Origin of the sequence: Hoeflea phototrophica DFL-43, from assembly GCF_000154705.2 — a bacterium.
Lineage (GTDB): Bacteria > Pseudomonadota > Alphaproteobacteria > Rhizobiales > Rhizobiaceae > Hoeflea > Hoeflea phototrophica.
In genome coordinates, this window is the sequence record NZ_CM002917.1 from 1,723,743 (window position 1) to 1,740,501 (window position 16,759).

Annotated in this window: 17 protein-coding genes; 7 read left to right on the forward strand and 10 right to left on the reverse strand. The window is 59.0% G+C overall.

Annotated features, from left to right (window positions below; translation table 11 throughout):
- Window positions 1-12 precede the first annotated feature (12 nt).
- The 6 genes from HPDFL43_RS08005 to rpsF all read right to left on the reverse strand — a co-directional run bounded on the left by HPDFL43_RS08005 (window position 13) and on the right by rpsF (window position 5,691).
- Window positions 13-1,302, reverse strand: coding sequence for an MFS transporter (locus HPDFL43_RS08005; RefSeq protein ID WP_007196800.1), 1,290 nt, complete (start codon window positions 1,300-1,302; stop codon window positions 13-15).
- 817 nt (window positions 1,303-2,119) lie between these two features.
- A complete protein-coding gene (locus HPDFL43_RS08015) occupies window positions 2,120-3,061 on the reverse strand; it encodes a uracil-DNA glycosylase (protein ID WP_007196802.1) in 942 nt (313 codons plus the stop codon).
- 174 nt (window positions 3,062-3,235) lie between these two features.
- Window positions 3,236-3,859 (reverse strand): 50S ribosomal protein L9, encoded by a 624-nt coding sequence (gene rplI / locus HPDFL43_RS08020; RefSeq protein WP_007196803.1) that lies wholly within the window; start codon window positions 3,857-3,859, stop codon window positions 3,236-3,238.
- 30 nt (window positions 3,860-3,889) lie between these two features.
- Window positions 3,890-4,885 carry a YybS family protein gene (locus tag HPDFL43_RS08025; protein WP_007196804.1) on the reverse strand — a complete coding sequence of 332 codons (996 nt, stop codon included), beginning with the start codon at window positions 4,883-4,885 and terminating at the stop codon, window positions 3,890-3,892.
- 126 nt (window positions 4,886-5,011) lie between these two features.
- On the reverse strand, window positions 5,012-5,260 hold the full coding sequence (rpsR, locus tag HPDFL43_RS08030; protein ID WP_007196805.1) for a 30S ribosomal protein S18: 249 nt from the start codon (window positions 5,258-5,260) through the stop codon (window positions 5,012-5,014).
- 11 nt (window positions 5,261-5,271) lie between these two features.
- On the reverse strand, window positions 5,272-5,691 hold the full coding sequence (gene rpsF, locus HPDFL43_RS08035; RefSeq protein WP_007196806.1) for a 30S ribosomal protein S6: 420 nt from the start codon (window positions 5,689-5,691) through the stop codon (window positions 5,272-5,274).
- A 451-nt stretch (window positions 5,692-6,142) separates the two neighbouring features.
- Between rpsF and HPDFL43_RS08040 the strand changes: the two genes are divergently transcribed.
- Together HPDFL43_RS08040 and HPDFL43_RS21350 are read left to right on the forward strand one after the other, a co-directional pair.
- On the forward strand, window positions 6,143-6,628 hold the full coding sequence (locus tag HPDFL43_RS08040; RefSeq protein WP_007196807.1) for a putative pterin-binding protein: 486 nt from the start codon (window positions 6,143-6,145) through the stop codon (window positions 6,626-6,628).
- A gap of 24 nt (window positions 6,629-6,652) precedes the next feature.
- Window positions 6,653-8,677 carry a putative bifunctional diguanylate cyclase/phosphodiesterase gene (locus HPDFL43_RS21350; protein ID WP_052093175.1) on the forward strand — a complete coding sequence of 675 codons (2,025 nt, stop codon included), beginning with the start codon at window positions 6,653-6,655 and terminating at the stop codon, window positions 8,675-8,677.
- Window positions 8,678-8,732: 55 nt separating this feature from the next.
- Here HPDFL43_RS21350 and HPDFL43_RS21355 read toward each other — a convergent pair whose 3' ends face one another.
- Window positions 8,733-9,818 (reverse strand): alpha/beta hydrolase fold domain-containing protein, encoded by a 1,086-nt coding sequence (locus HPDFL43_RS21355; RefSeq protein WP_007196809.1) that lies wholly within the window; start codon window positions 9,816-9,818, stop codon window positions 8,733-8,735.
- A gap of 108 nt (window positions 9,819-9,926) precedes the next feature.
- Here HPDFL43_RS21355 and HPDFL43_RS08055 point away from each other — a divergent pair, with 108 nt between their 5' ends.
- The 3 genes from HPDFL43_RS08055 (at window position 9,927) to HPDFL43_RS08065 (ending at window position 11,989) form a co-directional block, all read left to right on the forward strand.
- Entirely contained in the window at window positions 9,927-10,379 is a 453-nt protein-coding gene (locus HPDFL43_RS08055; RefSeq protein ID WP_007196810.1) for a helix-turn-helix transcriptional regulator, read from the forward strand.
- 108 nt (window positions 10,380-10,487) lie between these two features.
- Window positions 10,488-11,090, forward strand: a complete 603-nt coding sequence (locus HPDFL43_RS08060) for a hypothetical protein (RefSeq protein ID WP_156970226.1) — start codon at window positions 10,488-10,490, stop codon at window positions 11,088-11,090.
- A gap of 98 nt (window positions 11,091-11,188) precedes the next feature.
- Window positions 11,189-11,989, forward strand: a complete 801-nt coding sequence (locus tag HPDFL43_RS08065; protein ID WP_007196812.1) for a hypothetical protein — start codon at window positions 11,189-11,191, stop codon at window positions 11,987-11,989.
- Between the two features lie 147 nt (window positions 11,990-12,136).
- Here HPDFL43_RS08065 and HPDFL43_RS08070 read toward each other — a convergent pair whose 3' ends face one another.
- The 3 genes from HPDFL43_RS08070 to HPDFL43_RS08080 form a co-directional block, all read right to left on the reverse strand.
- On the reverse strand, window positions 12,137-13,180 hold the full coding sequence (locus tag HPDFL43_RS08070) for an aldo/keto reductase (RefSeq protein ID WP_040449971.1): 1,044 nt from the start codon (window positions 13,178-13,180) through the stop codon (window positions 12,137-12,139).
- A gap of 101 nt (window positions 13,181-13,281) precedes the next feature.
- Window positions 13,282-14,208 carry a calcium/sodium antiporter gene (locus HPDFL43_RS08075; RefSeq protein WP_007196814.1) on the reverse strand — a complete coding sequence of 309 codons (927 nt, stop codon included), beginning with the start codon at window positions 14,206-14,208 and terminating at the stop codon, window positions 13,282-13,284.
- A gap of 185 nt (window positions 14,209-14,393) precedes the next feature.
- Window positions 14,394-14,690 (reverse strand): hypothetical protein, encoded by a 297-nt coding sequence (locus HPDFL43_RS08080; protein ID WP_007196815.1) that lies wholly within the window; start codon window positions 14,688-14,690, stop codon window positions 14,394-14,396.
- Between the two features lie 341 nt (window positions 14,691-15,031).
- Between HPDFL43_RS08080 and fabD the strand changes: the two genes are divergently transcribed.
- Both fabD and fabG read left to right on the forward strand, forming a co-directional pair.
- Window positions 15,032-15,985, forward strand: a complete 954-nt coding sequence (fabD, locus tag HPDFL43_RS08085) for an ACP S-malonyltransferase (protein ID WP_040449129.1) — start codon at window positions 15,032-15,034, stop codon at window positions 15,983-15,985.
- 29 nt (window positions 15,986-16,014) lie between these two features.
- Window positions 16,015-16,752: a 3-oxoacyl-[acyl-carrier-protein] reductase gene (gene fabG / locus HPDFL43_RS08090; RefSeq protein ID WP_007196817.1), complete on the forward strand. Its 738-nt coding sequence runs from the start codon at window positions 16,015-16,017 to the stop codon at window positions 16,750-16,752.
- Window positions 16,753-16,759 lie beyond the last annotated feature (7 nt).

Consider the following 16,759-nt stretch of genomic DNA (forward strand, 5'->3'; position numbering starts at 1 on the left):
AAGGATCCAATATCAAACCACGCCTGCCGATGTGCCCGCGGTGTCTTCCTCAGAGTCCACGCCATATTCAGGGTCTGAACGCGGGTCGAGCTCTGCGGTCTGTGGGGTAACGTCGGGCATGGCTGCCATCGCCAGGAAGTCCGAGCGCATCTCTTCCGGCGGCTGCTCGCGGCGGCTGATGCGCCATGCTGCATGGGCCGAGTAGGCAGCAAAACAGATAGCAATCACGGCAAAAAGCGCCTGCGGACCGAACCAGTCCATCGCCGCACCAGTAACCACCGGGCCGATCATCGTCGCCACACCATAGGTGATCATCAGCCCGCTCGAGACTTCAACAAATTCGTCGGGTTGTGCGTGGTCATTGGCATGCGCCACATTGAGCGAATAGATCGGAAACAGCACCGTTCCCAAAAACAGCATTCCGGCGAAGAAAATGATTCTGTTTTCTACTCCGAAGCTGATGGTGATCGCACATGCGGCGATCCCGATGAACCCGGCAACAATCATGACCCTGCGGCGATCCATCCGGTCCGACGCCCGTCCCAGCGGATATTGGAAGATGGCTCCACCGACCATCGCTATGGCGAGCATGGTCGCGCCTTCCGTCGTCGTGAGGCCGAGCTGGGTCGCATAGACAGGTCCCAGCCCGCCCCATGCACTGGCAATCAGTCCTGCCAGCAACGTCCCGATCACCGCCGCCGGAGAGCGGCGGTAAAGCGCTGGCACGTCGAATTTGACCTGGGTGAGGGGCTGTGGCGTCTGCGCGCTCGACAAGGCGGTCGGCATCACTGCCATCGAACAGATCAGTGTGCAGACCATGAAAAGGCTCGCGCCCAGTGGATCACCGAAAGGTACGATGTATTGGCCGATCATCACCGCCGACATGCTGACAACCATATAGACTGAAAACAGGGCACCGCGATTCTCATTGCTGACCCTTTCATTGAGCCAGCTTTCGATGATCATGTAGGCACCTGCGATTGAGAAGCCAGCCATCGCCCGGGTCAGGACCCATACAACGGGATGAACCATCAGCGAATGCAGAAGAAATGACATTGCCATCAGCGTAGTCAGTGCGCCGAATACCCGCACATGGCCGACCCGCAGCACAAGTCTGGGTGTTACGACGCAGCTGACCGTAAACGCGATGGCATAGCCCGTGGCAATCAGCGAAATTGTAAAGGTAGACCAGCCTTCGGCCACCGCCCTGACAGGAATGAGATAGCCCGACAGCCCCATGGCAGTCAGCAGGAAGAAGGTTGAAAGCAGCAGTGACGCCACCGATCGAACGGACTGGAACATGGCGGCTCTCCCTGCCAACGGAGCGCGGCCTGCCCAAAGCCCGGGTCCCCCGGATTATGCAGACCTGATTGTGATCGTGATTCTGTCAGACACGATGCCATTGCGACCTGACAGGGGAAGGCTCGATTGCGACCTCGGAGAGATTTGTTTGCGCAGCCGCCGATTGTCCGGATCTGTCACCGGCCTTTGGATCCCCCGCGGCCCAACCGTTTCTGTCAAAAATCGGATTGACCGTTTCTGGGAAAGTAACAGGTGAAAAATGACGTCTCTCATACAGGAATTTACCCGTTATTTACGCAGCATATATTATACTTTAGCCAAATTTAATTCGAATTTGTTGGTGGGTACCAATGTCGGAACGCAGATCAGAGATCAGATATGACGCAAATTGCGCCGCCATTGTTGAGTTCACATTTCTCAACAAACCGTCCTACGTGGCTGCTACCGGGAAGCTTGTAAATATCTCCTCATCTGGATGTCTTTTTCTGAGTGAGAATATGCCTTGGAAAAACAATGATATAGTGAAAATAGAAACGAAGATTTTCGATCTTCTGTCAAAAAGATGCATGATCTATTTGCCGTGGATTAACGAGTGTTTTGGTGGCAGGGTCATGCGTGTAGGCACTGTTACAGCCGGTGTCGAGTTTGATGAAATCTTGCCTGGCAGTCTCGTAGCTTCAATCGCAGATCTGGAACCGAACCAGGTTCGCAGCTTCGTTCCGAAGTGTCCATGGAAGTACAACAGGGTCCTGCCTCTCGCTCAACGCGCCATTATCAATCAGAGAACCTGACGCCGTCCCAAGCGGATTTGAATTCATCAGGTTCCGTTCATGTCCTCGAGCCGTTGTTGCAGCGAAAGCAGATCGGCCCAGACCAGGCGTTTCTGAGCCGGATTGCGCAGCAGATAGGCCGGGTGCAGTGTGGGCATTGCCGGGATAGATGTCGTTCCTGACGTATACTCCATCCAGTCGCCGCGCAGCGACAGAATGCCCTTGTCGGTATTGAGCAGGGACTTGGTGGCAACATTGCCGAGCATCACGACGATCTTTGGCGCGGCCAGTGTCACATGGCGCTCGATGAAGGGCCGGCACAACTCGATTTCGTGGGGCGCGGGAGTCCGGTTGCCCGGTGGTCGCCAGGGGATCATGTTGGTGATGTAGGCCGTTTGGCGATTGAGCCCGATGGCCGCCAGCATCCGGTCGAGCAATTGCCCGGCGCGGCCGACGAATGGAGTGCCCTGAAGATCCTCCTCGCGGCCCGGCGCCTCGCCGATGAACATCACTTCGGCCTCCGGGTTTCCATCGGCAAACACCAGCGATTTGGCGCTGTGGCGCAGATTGCAGCCGCCAAAGCCTTCAAGAGCGGCGCGCAATTCGTCAATCGTGCTGGCGCTCTCGGCCAGCGCGCGGGCGTCTTTGAAGACAGCTTCGCCGGGCACGGTGAGTTGCGATGCTTGCGCTGGAGTTGTGCCTGCCGACGCCCCGCTGGCAGCAGGCGCCCGTTGCGCAGCCATTGCGGGCGAGGGGCGTGAACCAGGTCCGTCTGATGCGCTTCGGCTCTGCTCCCCAAAGGCCCCCGCCGTCACCGGCGCCTGGGTGTTGCGGGAAGCGTTTTGCTTGCGCGATTGCGCCATCTCCGCGCTTTGCGCAAACCGGTCGATGGCAACCTCTTCACACACCCCATCCACGCCGCTTTCGGCGTAAAAGCCAAGCAGCGCCGCGAGCGCTTGCGGCGGGATGTCGGAGGCGGTGTCAGCCATGTCCCAGCTCTAGCTCAAAGCGCAGGCTGAGGGAAGCTGTATGCGCAAAGCTGCTCTGGCCCTGAAGGACAGAAATCCGCCCTTTGCCGGAACGGCGAGCCAGGCAGAGAACAAAAAACGCCCGGGAGACGTTCCCGGGCGTTGGCATGATACACGATCAGCAGATCGGGATGATCAGGCAGTCTCGTCGCTTTCGCCTTCGATGGCGCGGGCTTCTGCCGCTTCTTCATCGTCGAGGAAATCCGGATCATTGGCTGCGGCTTCTGCCGCTGCCTCCGCTTCGTCTTCATCAACGCCGTAGATCGCGTCGGCAGAGGACAGGTCTTCACCCTTGGCCTGGCGTTCGGCTTCATCGGCGGAGCGGGCAACGTTGAAGGTCACGGTGACATTGACGTCGGCATGCAGCGCCAGCGGCACGGTGTGCAGGCCAATGGTCTTGACCGGGTTGTTCATGTCAACCTGGCTGCGGCCGATTGTGAAGCCGTTGTCGGCCAGCACCTGGATCACGTCGCGGGCTGCAACCGAACCGTAGAGCTGACCGGTTTCGCCAGCCGAGCGAACCACCACGAAGCTCTGGCCGTCGAGCTTTTCAGCGATCTTTTCGGCTTCAGACTTGCGTTCGTTGTTGCGGGCTTCGAGCACCGAGCGCTCGGCTTCGAAGCGGGCCTTGTTGGCGGCATTGGCGCGCAGTGCCTTGCCCTGAGGCAGCAGGAAGTTACGGGCGTAGCCGTCGCGAACCTTAACGGTTTCGCCCATCTGGCCGAGCTTGGCGATGCGTTCAAGAAGAATGACGTCCATTGTAGTGTCCTTTCGGGTGTGTCGTTGAAATCATGTGTTGGAGTTTGGACCGGCGCCTGGGCCTGACCCCGTTCCAGGGCCTGAACCAGGACCGGTCGCGGTCGTGGAACGGGCGGTTTCAAACAGCCCGAGAAAGAAGAAGAAGCCCAAGGGCAGGGTAAACAGGATCGTGGTCGTGTAAGCCGCCCACAGGATCAGTCCGCGCGCCGGTTTTCCGCGGGTGCGGTCATGGACGATTGCAAATCCCGCAGTCACGAAGCCGACGCCGAATGCGCCGATAATGGTCCAGCCGACCAGCCCGATGGAACCCGGTGCAAAGCTCAGCGCCACGCCGGCAACAAAAGCCAGGGCGCCCGTCCGCGGCATGCGCAGCTGTGATGGCATATCATCCTTGGGACGCTTGGAACGCCCCGACGCCCGCACGATCGCCGAAGCCACATACCAGCCTGCGAGCAGGATAAGCACCCAGATCGAGGCTTGAATGGCCGGCAGAGCGAACAGGAAGAACTGTTTCATTTCCTCGAGGTTTTCCGCCGACGGCTGGTAGGCGGGATTGTTCTGCTGGATGGCCGTGACGAACAGATTGACCAGATCATCGACGAAGTCCGGCCCGTAGCCCATGGCGAGACCGACGGCGAACAGGCCGATGCAGACGACACCGCTGAGGCTCAGCACGATGTCGGACAGCGGATACCAGGCGACCGCGCCCTTGGGCCCGCCTATTTCCTCTGCCGGGCGCGCAAGGTTGGACAGATGTGCGATCCACGCTGCCGGCGCCAGGGTGGTGATCGATGACACCACGGCTGCCTGCAGGCTGGTTGTCAGCCCAAGCACGACCATGGCCACCAGTACTGCCACGCCTGAGGCGAGGTTCGACCAGCCAAGCCCGGCGATCAGAACAGGCAGCGCCGCAGCGGCAAACAGAAAGAAAGAAAGCCCGGAAGGTGAACCGGCGCTGACAAGCAGGAACGCGGCTGAAATGCCGGCGAGCAGGCCCACAAGGAGCGATGTTCTTTGCTGTGTCATCTTTCGCTGTCCTGCTTCAAGCAGTTAGAGGCATCTGCCCCAACCCGGGATTTTGCGGCCCAGACCCCGCGCCCGTCGCGGGATGGGAAATGGATCCGGCGCGGGAACGCCGGATCCGGTTGTGTCTTACTTCAGCACGTAAGGCAGCAGGCCGAGGAAACGGGCACGCTTGATCGCCTTGGCGAGCTCGCGCTGCTTCTTCTGGCTCACGGCCGTGATGCGGGAAGGAACGATCTTGCCGCGCTCGGAAATGTAGCGCTGCAGAAGACGAACGTCCTTGTAGTCGATCTTCGGCGCATTCGCACCCGAGAACGGGCAGGTCTTGCGGCGGCGATGAAACGGACGGCGCGTCGGGATCTGATTGATATCAACCATGGTCTAAACTCCTATTCGCGGTCTTCGCGCGGACGGCGCGGGCCACGGTCGCCACGATCACCGCGGTCGCCACGGTCACGATCGCCGCCACGCGGACGGTCATCACGATCACGCTTCTGAAGCATGGCCGACGGGCCTTCCTCATGGGCATCAACCGAAACGGTCATGAAGCGAAGAATGTCTTCGTTGAAGCGCATCTGGCGCTCCATTTCCTTCACGGCCGGAGCCGGGGCATCAATGTCCATCAGCGCGTAATGCGCCTTGCGGTTCTTGTTGATGCGGTAGGTGAGGGACTTCAGGCCCCAGTGTTCAATGCGCCCGACTTTGCCGCCCAGACCTTCGATCACACCCTTGTACTGTTCTACGAGGGCTTCGACCTGCTGGCTGGAAACATCCTGCCGGGCAAGGAATACATGTTCATAAAGAGCCATGATTGACTTGCCTTTCTTGCTTTAACATCACCCGGATCCGGCGCTAAGCCCCAGCGACTTGTCCTGGCGGCGCTTGAGGCCGGGCAAGAAAGACGTGGTATCGAGACGGTCGTGAGCGGAGACACGGGAGGCCGGAGCGCTGTTGCCCCTAGGATCCTTTCAGATCGCACCCTCCGTTCAGCCACCAGCCAGATGACCGGGTGTTCGAACAGCCGCGCTTATACGCGCTTTTCTACGCATTGCAAGTCCCAGGGCCAACACGCAAGCCAGCCAGCCCGAACCGGCAGCCCTCATGGTAACGCCAGACAGCCCCGGAAAGGGATTGCGAAAAATTTTAACGAGTTGGTTTAGGGCTGTGCAACCGGCGGCTGGTAAATGATGCATTGCAAGATGTTGCTGCTCAGACCGTAAGGTTTCGGGCTTGCTATCCAAACAATCGAGGGAATTCATCATGTTCAAGAAAGTCTGGACTTTTGCGGCCATCATCACAGCCGCAGTTTTCGTTTTGCCGCTTCCGGTGTCTGTTGCAGGAACCATTCTGACAATTGATGGAAAGATCGCCAGCCAAACCCCTGTCGAATTGTCCATTCAGGATGTCGAGGCCTTGGGCAGCGAGACGGTGGTTACCAAGACACCTTGGCATGATTCTCCCACGGCCTTTGAAGGCGTCCCGATTGCCGACCTCATCGACAGGCTCGGTGCAACGGGCGAGACGCTCTCCGTGATGGCTCTCAACAATTATTATTCCGAGATACCGGTCGCCGATCTGCGGAAATACGGGGTTATTCTCGCCTACAAACAGGATGGAGCCTATATGCCGGTCAGCGACAAAGGCCCGCTGTTTGTCGTCTATCCCTTTGACGCCCACGCCGAACTTCACGACGAAGTCTTCTTCGCCCGCTCAGCATGGCAGGTTCGCTCGATTACGGTCGAATGATCCGGTCTGAAAATGGTGAGTGGCATGCGGTCCGTCTTCAATATCTTCAATCTGTTTGGTCTCGGCGTTGTGGCGGCATTTCTCGCCATTGTCGTCGTGCACACCAATCTGGTTGAAGCGACCGAAAATGCCATGGAGCGCTCCTCTCGGTTTGATGTCGCCTGGGTTGGGGCCGGGGGGCGTTTGGAAGCCTATGCACTGCAAACATCGCTCGCCAGATACGCTCTGACCGGAAGCCCGGAAGACGCCAGGCAGGCCATGTTGTTCACCGACATTGTCGTTGGCCGGTTCGGGATTTTTGACACCGAAGCCTTCAGGGCTTTTGTGGATTCCAAGCCGGCGCGCCGTGCACGCCTTGATGAAGCCACCAGCCGCTTTGACCGGATAGTGCCTGAGCTCAAGCGGATTGAAACCCTTGGAAAGGACAGGAGCCTCATGCTCCTGTCCGAATTCGAGCAGGTTCTAAAGGCGATGGACCGGGTCGGCGCCGAGGCGCATGCCGAAGCGGTCAATCAGGCGGCCGCAAACCGGCGCGAGTTGCATGACAAACAGAGCCTGCAAAAATGGCTCGCCACGGGCCTTTTCGTGCTGATCGCCTTGCTCCTGGGCTTGGCGGCCATCCAGAACCGCTTTCTCGGCAAAGCCAACAAAAAGACGATGCGCGCTGCCAGGGATTTCTCCTATCTCGCGCACCATGACAGCTTGACGGGTCTGCCCAACCGGATGGCATTCAACAATCGGTTCGAAGAGCTTGTAACGCAATGCGTCAATTCAACAGACCGGCAGATCGCCATACTTGCTATCGATCTTGACGGCTTCAAGGACATCAATGACCGGCTGGGTCATGCCAGTGGCGATGCACTTCTGGTAGAGGTGGCAAAGCGCATGTCGGAAGCCTGTGCAAGCCTTCCCAATGGCATCATGGCGGCCCGTATCGGCGGGGATGAATTCGTCATCATTCTGAATGCGACCGGATATCAGGATGACATCGCGGAACAGGCGGAATTTATCCGCAGGCAAATCACCCAGCTCCATTCTGTATCAGGCAGCTCGCTGGTGGTGGGCGCCACCATTGGCTTTGCCTTCAACTCTCCCGGTGAGAGCCCTCACAACCTGCTTGTGGATTCAGACATGGCGCTGTCCCATGCCAAATCCGAAGGCAAGAGCAGGGTGATCGGTTTCAATCCTGCCATGCGCGATGGCTTCTTAAGGCATGCGCTCATCGAGTCCGAACTCGCGTCAGCCATAGAAAATGGCGATATCCGGCCGCATTATCAGATCAAGATGGATCTGGCGTCCGGCCAGGTGGTCGGCGTTGAAGCTCTGGCCCGATGGCATCATCACGAGCTGGGGCACATTTCACCGGCCGAATTCGTGCCGATCGCGGAAAGCTCCGAACATATCGTTTCACTTGGACGCAAGATTCTCGAGCGCGCCTGCATCGACACGCTGAGTTTTCCCGGCCGCCTCAATGTCTCGGTCAATCTCTCCGTACGTCAGTTTGCGCGAGACGATGTGGTCAAGACCGTTCGTGAGGTTCTCCAGGCCACAGGCTTCCCGGCGGAGCAACTGACACTTGAGGTGACGGAATCTCTGATGATCTGTGATGCCAACAGAGCGATAGAAGTGCTGACCGAGCTGAAGGCGCTTGGCGTCTCCATCGCGCTCGATGATTTTGGCACGGGCTATTCTGCCCTGTCTTATCTGCAGCGTTTCGAATGGGATGAATTGAAGATCGACCGCAGCTTCGTTTTCGAGATCGAGGGCGACATGCGCGCGCGTGCCGTGATTGGTTCGATCACCTCGCTGGCGCGCAAATTGGGTATTCCCGTCACGGCGGAAGGAACTGAAACGGTGGGCCAGGTCGAGGCTTTGCGACGCGCGGGCTGCAACACGGTGCAGGGGTTCTATTTTGGCCGCCCGGTGCCGGGCGACGAGCTTCATGCGTCTATCCTGCATGGTTTCGCCACCGCCCAGAAGCTGGGTTGGAACAGCGCTGGCTTGAGCCTGCAAGCTGTGCAACTCGCACGATCCACAGCCAGCCACTGATCCGGCCAATTCGTTTCGGTGAACAGCGGAATCCAGATGCGAAGTCCGGGAGCCGTCAGGCGTGCCCTGGTTTCCAGTGGCGGTTGATGAAGGCGTTGACCTCCCGAAACGACTGCGCTGCGGCCTGCGATGACAGTCTTTCCAGGTGATGGCGCGGCGAATCCCAGTAATTGAGACGCACATCACATCCGTGCTTTTGGCCATTTTCCGCCATGCGAATCGCGTCATCGAAATGAAGATCGTGCTCGCTGGTGTGGATCAGCACCGGCGGCCATCCGGCCTGATCGGCAAAAACCGGCGAGGCGAGCGGCGACGTCACCGGTTCATCCTGCAGATAAAGCCTTGCACAGAATGCGGCCGTTTCCATCCGGAACGGACTCTGCGAAGACATTGAGCACGTGATGTAGGACCAGCCGCTGAGGCTGAGGTCGCACCATGGCGAAAACAGCACGATGCCCGCAGGCAATGCGCTCTCGTCCTGCTGCAGCATCTGCAGGGCCCCAAGCACAATCGATGCGCCCGCGGTATCGGCTGCAAAGAAGATGTTTTCGGGACGGTGCCCTTGTTCGATCAGGCCAAGATACTGCGCGGCAAAGTCGGTCGGAGCAGCGGGAAACGGGTGTTCCGGTGCAAGTCTGTGCGCCACCATCATGACCTCGCATTCAATCGCTTCCGCGAGCCGCTGAACCATGGTCTTCTGCTTGCGCGATGGCGGCATGAGGAAGCCTCCGCCCGCCACGTAAAGAACCACCGGCCGGTTGGCTGCGGAACCTTCACTCCTGTCGGGATCTGCGCCGGGCTGAGGCGGCCGCGCGGAACCCTGTGCGCTCAGGCCGCGAGGTATAAAGCTTGGCAAGGTTTCAAGCGTGCCGCTTTCATAGCCCCCGCGCATTTGGGCTATGTGCAATTCGGCGGCCTCAAGGCTTCCCGTCTGCCGGAGCGCGAATTTCAACCTTGAAATCAGGATGCGTTCAATCACCCGGTTTTCGATCCGGGCAGCCAGACGTTCCAGATTCCGCGCGATCAGGCTGGAATCAACCGTGTACCGCCTGGCCAGATCGGTGGCTTCCAGCATTGCAAGCCGCGGCCCCATGAGCTTGCTCAGCATATCGGAATTGGCGGTGATCCCTGATTGTGACATTCTATCACCCACACACATCCATTTGATCAACACGGCAGCGCATTGCTTCGAGCACACTAAAGAGCGCCGCCGTGTTTGTAAAACGGGGTTTGGGGAGCATCCGAAGAAATGGCGGAGAAGCGAACTGACAGGAAAAACGGATCGGCAGAGCCGCAGTCATCACACGACAGCGACAAGCTGTTTGACGCGCGCGCGGCTTTGCCAGGCCTGATCCGCGACAGCGGCTTGTTCGATCTCGATTATGACCCCGGAGAACTTGCGCGCATGAAGCAGATATTTGAACAGCTTCCGGATCAGACCGTGCTGAATCTGTCCAAGCGGCTGGAATCTTTGTCCGCGGAGAAAGAGCCTGATTTCGACAGGTTTTCAGCTGAGTTCGGGATTTCGTCGGCCGAGCGGAAGTTGCTCGAAAGCCTGGTTGATGGACAGACCGTGGTGGCCCATGCCGAAAAGGCAGGTATATCGGTCAACACAGCACGCACGCACATGCGAAGGCTTCTGGAAAAAACCGGCAGCACAGGACAGCTTGACCTGATCCGCAAGGCGCATGTCCAGCCTTGAGCCTGACTGCATCCAAATCGAAGGCTGATATCATCACATCTGATGATTACCGATCCGGCATTCTTGAAGACATTTCTGACCGTTTCGAAAACAGTCAGGAGAACCCAAATGCTACCTTCGATGTCCGCCCTCAAGTCTCTCGGCATCGTGATCGCGCTGGCTGGGGGCTGCGCCACGGCCGTGATCGCACCTTCTCCGGTCCATGCCATAACCGGTTCGGACGACACCGGTCCGGGAGAGCGTTCCGATGTCGAGACCATCACATTCGACACGCTCCTGAGCATGAGCGAACCCGGGCTTGTGATCGTCCGGAACAATCCCCGCGCTTACAGGTTGAAACATCCCAGACTGGCGGAGAGGCACCTCGACACTCTGGCCAATGCCCTGATCTATGCTCCCAACAAAACGCGCCGCTTCCTCCAGCGGCTCGCGCGGGCAAAATCCACGCAGGAAAAGCGAGTCATGACGTGGAGGATTCTATCGCAAGACGTTCATAAGGCTTCGAAGCTGGACTATAACATCCAAATAAGGGCCGCAGAGTTGCGGAAAAAGGGGCACCTGGTCAATTACCGCATGATCGGCGTGTTCGGGCAGAGAAGTAGCGATCCAGCAGTGCAAGACCTCTACAGGATGCATGATCAATACACCGCGCAACGGGCGTTCAACAATCTTCTGCGTGCTGCAAGCTGGCAACTCTCCCAAATGGACTGATCGAACGCGGCAGGGCTGATGCCCCGGGCATCTAAATCGGCATCGGATGTTCGCGGTGCAATGATGAGCCGACCTGTCCTGGTGGATAACCTGCCGATATGTTCGATCCTTTCCAGATTTCTCAATCCAGCCGGCGGGTCATCACATCTGATGATTACTTCAGGGGGTGCGCCCTGCATCCTTTGTCAAGACGGGGAGACCTGCCGGTCAACGATCAGGCCGCTCCTCCCAAATGGCAACATGCAAGATGGAGCGATGTGATGATGAAGTTTGCAGGAACAACCCGGAGCCTGACGGTGATATTGCCGGCTCTGATCGGCCTGACGTGTGCCCTGGCGCTTCCCCAGCCCGCTTTCGCCACCTTTGGTGGCGATGGTGACCGCGGCGGGCAAGGAGACCGGCCCCAAAGACTGGTTCTCACGACAGACCAGTTGCTGCGTTTGAACAAAGATACACTGCTCGATGTTTCCCTGGGGATCCGCGGTACCACGCTCAGGATCACAGGTCCTTTGGAGATCTACTACGGCCGGGATATCGCCACAGCAGTGCGACATCAGCCCGACAGGGCCAGACGCCTGATCGAACGCCTCGAACGGGCCAAAACTGAAGAGGAAAAGGAGGAAATTATTGAAGGGCTGCTGCAAGCTGCCGAAAGACGTCACAAAGCCAGTGACGTGCGCCTCAAAAAAGAAGAGAAAATCCTCAAAGCTGCAGGACTTCTAAAGGTGAGGCCAGGACTTCTGGCTCCGCCGGAGATCAACAACAACGAGCGTGTACAGGCCTATTACGCGCTGCTTCGGGCCACCTATTCAGAGGAGAGATACGCTCAGATGCTCGACGGCATGCTCGCTGTCCACACTGGCAAACGACAGAGCATCTTTGATCTCATCGACCAGTGACGGCATGCTGTCAGCGGCTGCGTTGCCGAGGCAGCCGACACCTTTGCGGCTGGCTCATGGATACATGAGGAAGCTTGAAGGAACGGAGGTCGGCGGTCAGATCCTCCCGCCATGTCGGAGGCGGGAGGACAACAAGTATCTTACATGTCAAATCGGCATCGGATGTTCGCGGCGAACGATTGCAATGTCTTCCAGGACCTGATCCGACAAGGAGACGTCTTTGGCGCCAACGCATATCCGGAGCTGGTCCATTTTGGTGGCGCCAATGATGGTCGAGGTCATGAACGGCCGAGATGAGCAGAAGGCGATCGCCATCTGTGACGGGTCAAGGTCGTGCTTTTTGGCGACCTCAAGATAGGCTGCAGTGGCGGCTTCTGTGGCAGGGCGCCAACGGCCGTTGAGGTCCGCCTGTACGCTGCGGCGCGAGCCGGCAGGGGCTGCGCCACCCTGGTATTTGCCGCTCAGAATGCCCGCCGCCAGCGGCGAGAACGCCAGCAGTCCGACGTCTTCGTGATGGGCGACTTCGGCCATGTCTGTGTCGAACAGGCGGCAAATCAGATTGTATTCGTTCTGGATCGAGGCGACCCGCGGCAGATTGTGCTCTTCCGCCATACGGACGAACTGCATCGTGCCCCAGGCACCTTCATTGGACAAGCCTACGGCTCGGATCTTGCCGGCCTTGACCGCGTCATCAAGCCCGCGCAGGGTCTCGTGAATGTCGTCCTTGGCCTTGCTCTTGTCCTGCTTGCTGGCATCGAACGCCCAGTGTTTGCGGAAATGGTAGGAGCCGCGATTGGGCCAGTGCAACTGGTAAAGATCGATGTAGTCGGTCTGAAGCCGTTTCAGGCTGCCGTTGACCGCCTCCATCACCGAGGCGCGGGTAAAGCCCTGGCCGCCGCGCACCCAGGAAATGCCGTCGCCGGTCATCTTGGTGGCCAGGATGATGTCTTTCCGGCGGCCCGAACCCGCAAGCCAGGTTCCGATGATTTCCTCGGTCCGGCCTTGCGTTTCCGCCCGCAGCGGAACGGTGGAGTACATTTCGGCGGTATCGACAAAATTCACACCCTCGGCGAGCGCATAGTCCATCTGCTCATGCCCCTCGGCCTCGGTGTTCTGTTCGCCCCAGGTCATGGTGCCCAGGCAGATTTCGCTCACCATCATTCCGGTGCGTCCGAGCGGGTTCATTTTCATGCGCGCAATCCTTCGATTTGAGTTTGCGGCACCATAACGCCGGCGCATGAAGGTGCAACCCGGCTGGCCAGCAAACAGTCTGTCATCGGTTCGGGTTGTCGTCAGAACAGCCAGGCGACATAGCCCGCATAAATCACAAGCATAGCAAGGCCGGCAACCCGGCCGATGTGCCCGGACAGCATGATCAACGCTGCAAAGGCAAGCGAGACGCCAAGCATGAACGGAATGTCGAAGCCCGCGATGGAAGCATCCACCGGCACCGGGATGATGATTGCGGTGATGCCGAGGATCCCCAGGATGTTGAAGATGTTGGAACCCACTACATTGCCCAGCGCCATTTCGGCATTGCGGCGAAAGGCGGCAACCACCGATGTGGCGAGTTCGGGAAGGCTGGTGCCGACTGCAACAATGGTAAGGCCGATCACCGCTTCGGAGATGCCGAACTCACGGGCGATCGATGTTGCCGCCTTGACCAGCAGGTCTGCGCCGATGAACAGGCCGGCGAGACCGCCAACAATGAACAGCGCTTCCTTCCAGCCGGCAAGCTTGACGCTCAGCCCCTCATCCGAGGCGTCATGGGTGCCATGGCCGCTATAGGTGACCCAGGCGAGATACGCGGCAAGCAAAGCGAACATCGCCAGTCCGGACCAGAAGCCGATGATGCCCAGATAACCAAGACCGAGCATGATCCCTGCTGCCGCCAGCATCATCACCATATCCCGGCCGAGATTGGGAATGCGCGCGGCCATCGGCGATATCAAAGCCGCAAGCCCGATGATCAGCAGAATATTGGCGATGTTGGAGCCCACAACATTGCCGATTGCGATTGCCGGCACCCCGCCAAGGGCTGCCTGCAGCGAAACCAGCAACTCCGGCATCGAGGTGCCGAAGCCGACGACCGTCAACCCGATCAGCAGCGGCGGCATGCCGAGCCGGTTGGCGAGCGATACAGCGCCACGCACCAGATAATCCGCGCCAAAGGTCAGCAATGCCAAGCCAGCGGCCAGCATCAGAATATTCATGAGCATGTGACGGCTCCTCAGCCTATTGGGGTATCATGGGCGCGCAATTGACGCGGTGCCAGAGGCTATTCCTCATCGTCTGCGGTCACAGCAAGCACCTTTCCGCCGCCAATTTCTATGACGGGCGAAAATCGTTCCTCTTGCCCGCTCTTTCGGGACAGCACTCAGGTTTTATGGAAAATGTGGCGCGATCAGCCCGCGTTGTCGGGGTCCATTTCCGCATTGATCGCGAGCTTCACGGTCATCCATGTAGCCCAGATCGCCAATGGGAGAAGAATAGCGGCCAGAATGATGTCGCCGGTTACCGAAAGGCCGAGAACGCCATCGGCTGCCCAGATCGTGGCCAGCGCCGCAAGCCAGATTTCGGACGCTATCAGAACGATTGCGCCCATTGCTGTGGACAGGGCTGCGAAGGTGAAATTCGAAACGGGTGCTGCGGAGGCTGCTGTCCGGGCCTGTGCCGGATCTGAAGTGTCAGTGCTTGACATCGTCTTGGCTTTCAAAATGCGCTTCCAGTTTGAGCGCTGCCCTACACAGATGCACCCCGCAGAAAGCAAATTCAAGACCTCGGGGGCCCTTCGGCAAACATAAATTGGCTGATCCGCGAAGGCTTTCCCGCGCTGATCACGATGCGGCATGGAACTACAAAACAGGCCTCATCCAGGCCTGATTTGGTGCCGTTAACGCTCCGGGATGGGGCACCTGTGCTTGACACCGGCGGATGGAATGTGAATTGAAGCGCCAACACGGCTTTGTGATCCGGCGCTGACGATGATCAGCCAACAGGGCGCAACTGTCCAAACAGTCAAGCAGCAAACGGAACCGCGATATGGCAACAGCATTCACTTTCCCGGGGCAGGGCAGCCAGGCCGTTGGCATGGGCAAGGACCTTGCCGATGCCTATCCAGAAGCCAGGGCAGTGTTCGACGAGGTTGATGAAGCGCTGGGTGAAAAGCTCTCCGCGGTGATTTTCGAAGGACCGGAAGACACGCTGACACTCACCGCCAATGCGCAGCCGGCGCTGATGGCCATGTCGATGGCTCTGATGCGCGTGCTTGAAGCGCGCGGTCTCAAGCTAGAGAACACCGCGAGCCATGTCGCCGGTCACTCGCTGGGCGAATACTCTGCCCTGTGTGCGGCTGGCATGTTCTCGATTGCCGACACCGCACGGTTGTTGCGCATCCGTGGCAATGCCATGCAGGCAGCGGTCCCGGCCGGTGAGGGCGCAATGGCAGCCATCATTGGTCTTGAGATTGCCGATGTCGAGGCCGCCTGCGCCGAAAGCAGGGCGCACGGCGCCGTGCAGATCGCCAATGACAATGGCGGCGGTCAGCTGGTGATTTCCGGCATCAAGGCTGCCGTCGAGGCCGCGGCAGCGGCTGCCACTGAGAAGGGCGCCAAACGGGCGCTGTTGCTCAGTGTGTCCGCCCCGTTCCACTCGAGCCTCATGCAGCCGGCTGCCGAAGCCATGCGCGAGGCCCTGGCCGGCGTTGCCAAGAACACTCCGGTGGTGCCGGTGATTTCCAATGTCCGCGCGACGCCCGTGTCCGATCCTGATGAGATCGTGCAATTGCTTGTCGAGCAGGTGACGGGCCAGGTGCGTTGGCGCGAGACCATTGAATGGTTCGCCAGAAACGGCGTGACCACCGTTGCGGAAATTGGCGCCGGCAAGGTGCTGACCGGCCTTGCCCGGCGCATCGACCGCTCGGTGAGTGCGCTCAATGTCACCGGACCGGCTGACATCGATCCGTTTCTGGCCGCAATTTCCGGTCAGACCAACTGACCTGACATAACCTTCCGAAAGGACCCTCCATGTTCGATCTGACCGGCCGCAAGGCCCTTGTAACCGGCGCTTCCGGCGGCATTGGCGAAGCTATCGCCAGGCAGCTTCACAGCCGCGGTGCCACTGTCGGCCTTCACGGCACCCGTGTTGAGCGGCTCGAGGCCCTGGCCAAGGATCTTGGCGAGCGGGTGATGCTGTTTCCCGCCAACCTTTCGGACCGCGATGCCGTCTCGGACCTGGGCAAGAAGGCTGAACAGGACCTTGAGGGCGTGGACATCCTGGTCAACAATGCCGGGATCACCAAGGACGGTCTGTTCGTGCGCATGAACGATGATGCCTGGGACTCGGTTCTTGAGGTCAACCTCACATCAGTCTTCCGTCTGACCCGTGAACTCGCACATCCGATGATGAAGCGCCGCTCGGGCCGCATCATCAACATCACCTCGGTGGTCGGTGTCTCCGGAAATCCTGGCCAGGCCAATTACTGCGCCTCCAAGGCCGGCATGATCGGCTTTACCAAGAGCGTCGCCCAGGAAATCGCGCCGCGCAATGTCACCGTGAACTGCGTGGCCCCCGGCTTCATCGAAAGCGCGATGACCGAAAAGCTCAATGACAAGCAGAAAGACGGCATCATGGGGGCCATTCCGATGCGGCGCATGGGAACCGGCAACGAGATCGCCTCCGCGGTCACCTGGCTTGCGTCCGATGAAGCATCCTACGTCACCGGGCAGACAATCCACGTCAATGGCGGCATGTTGATGGTCTAAGGCCGGC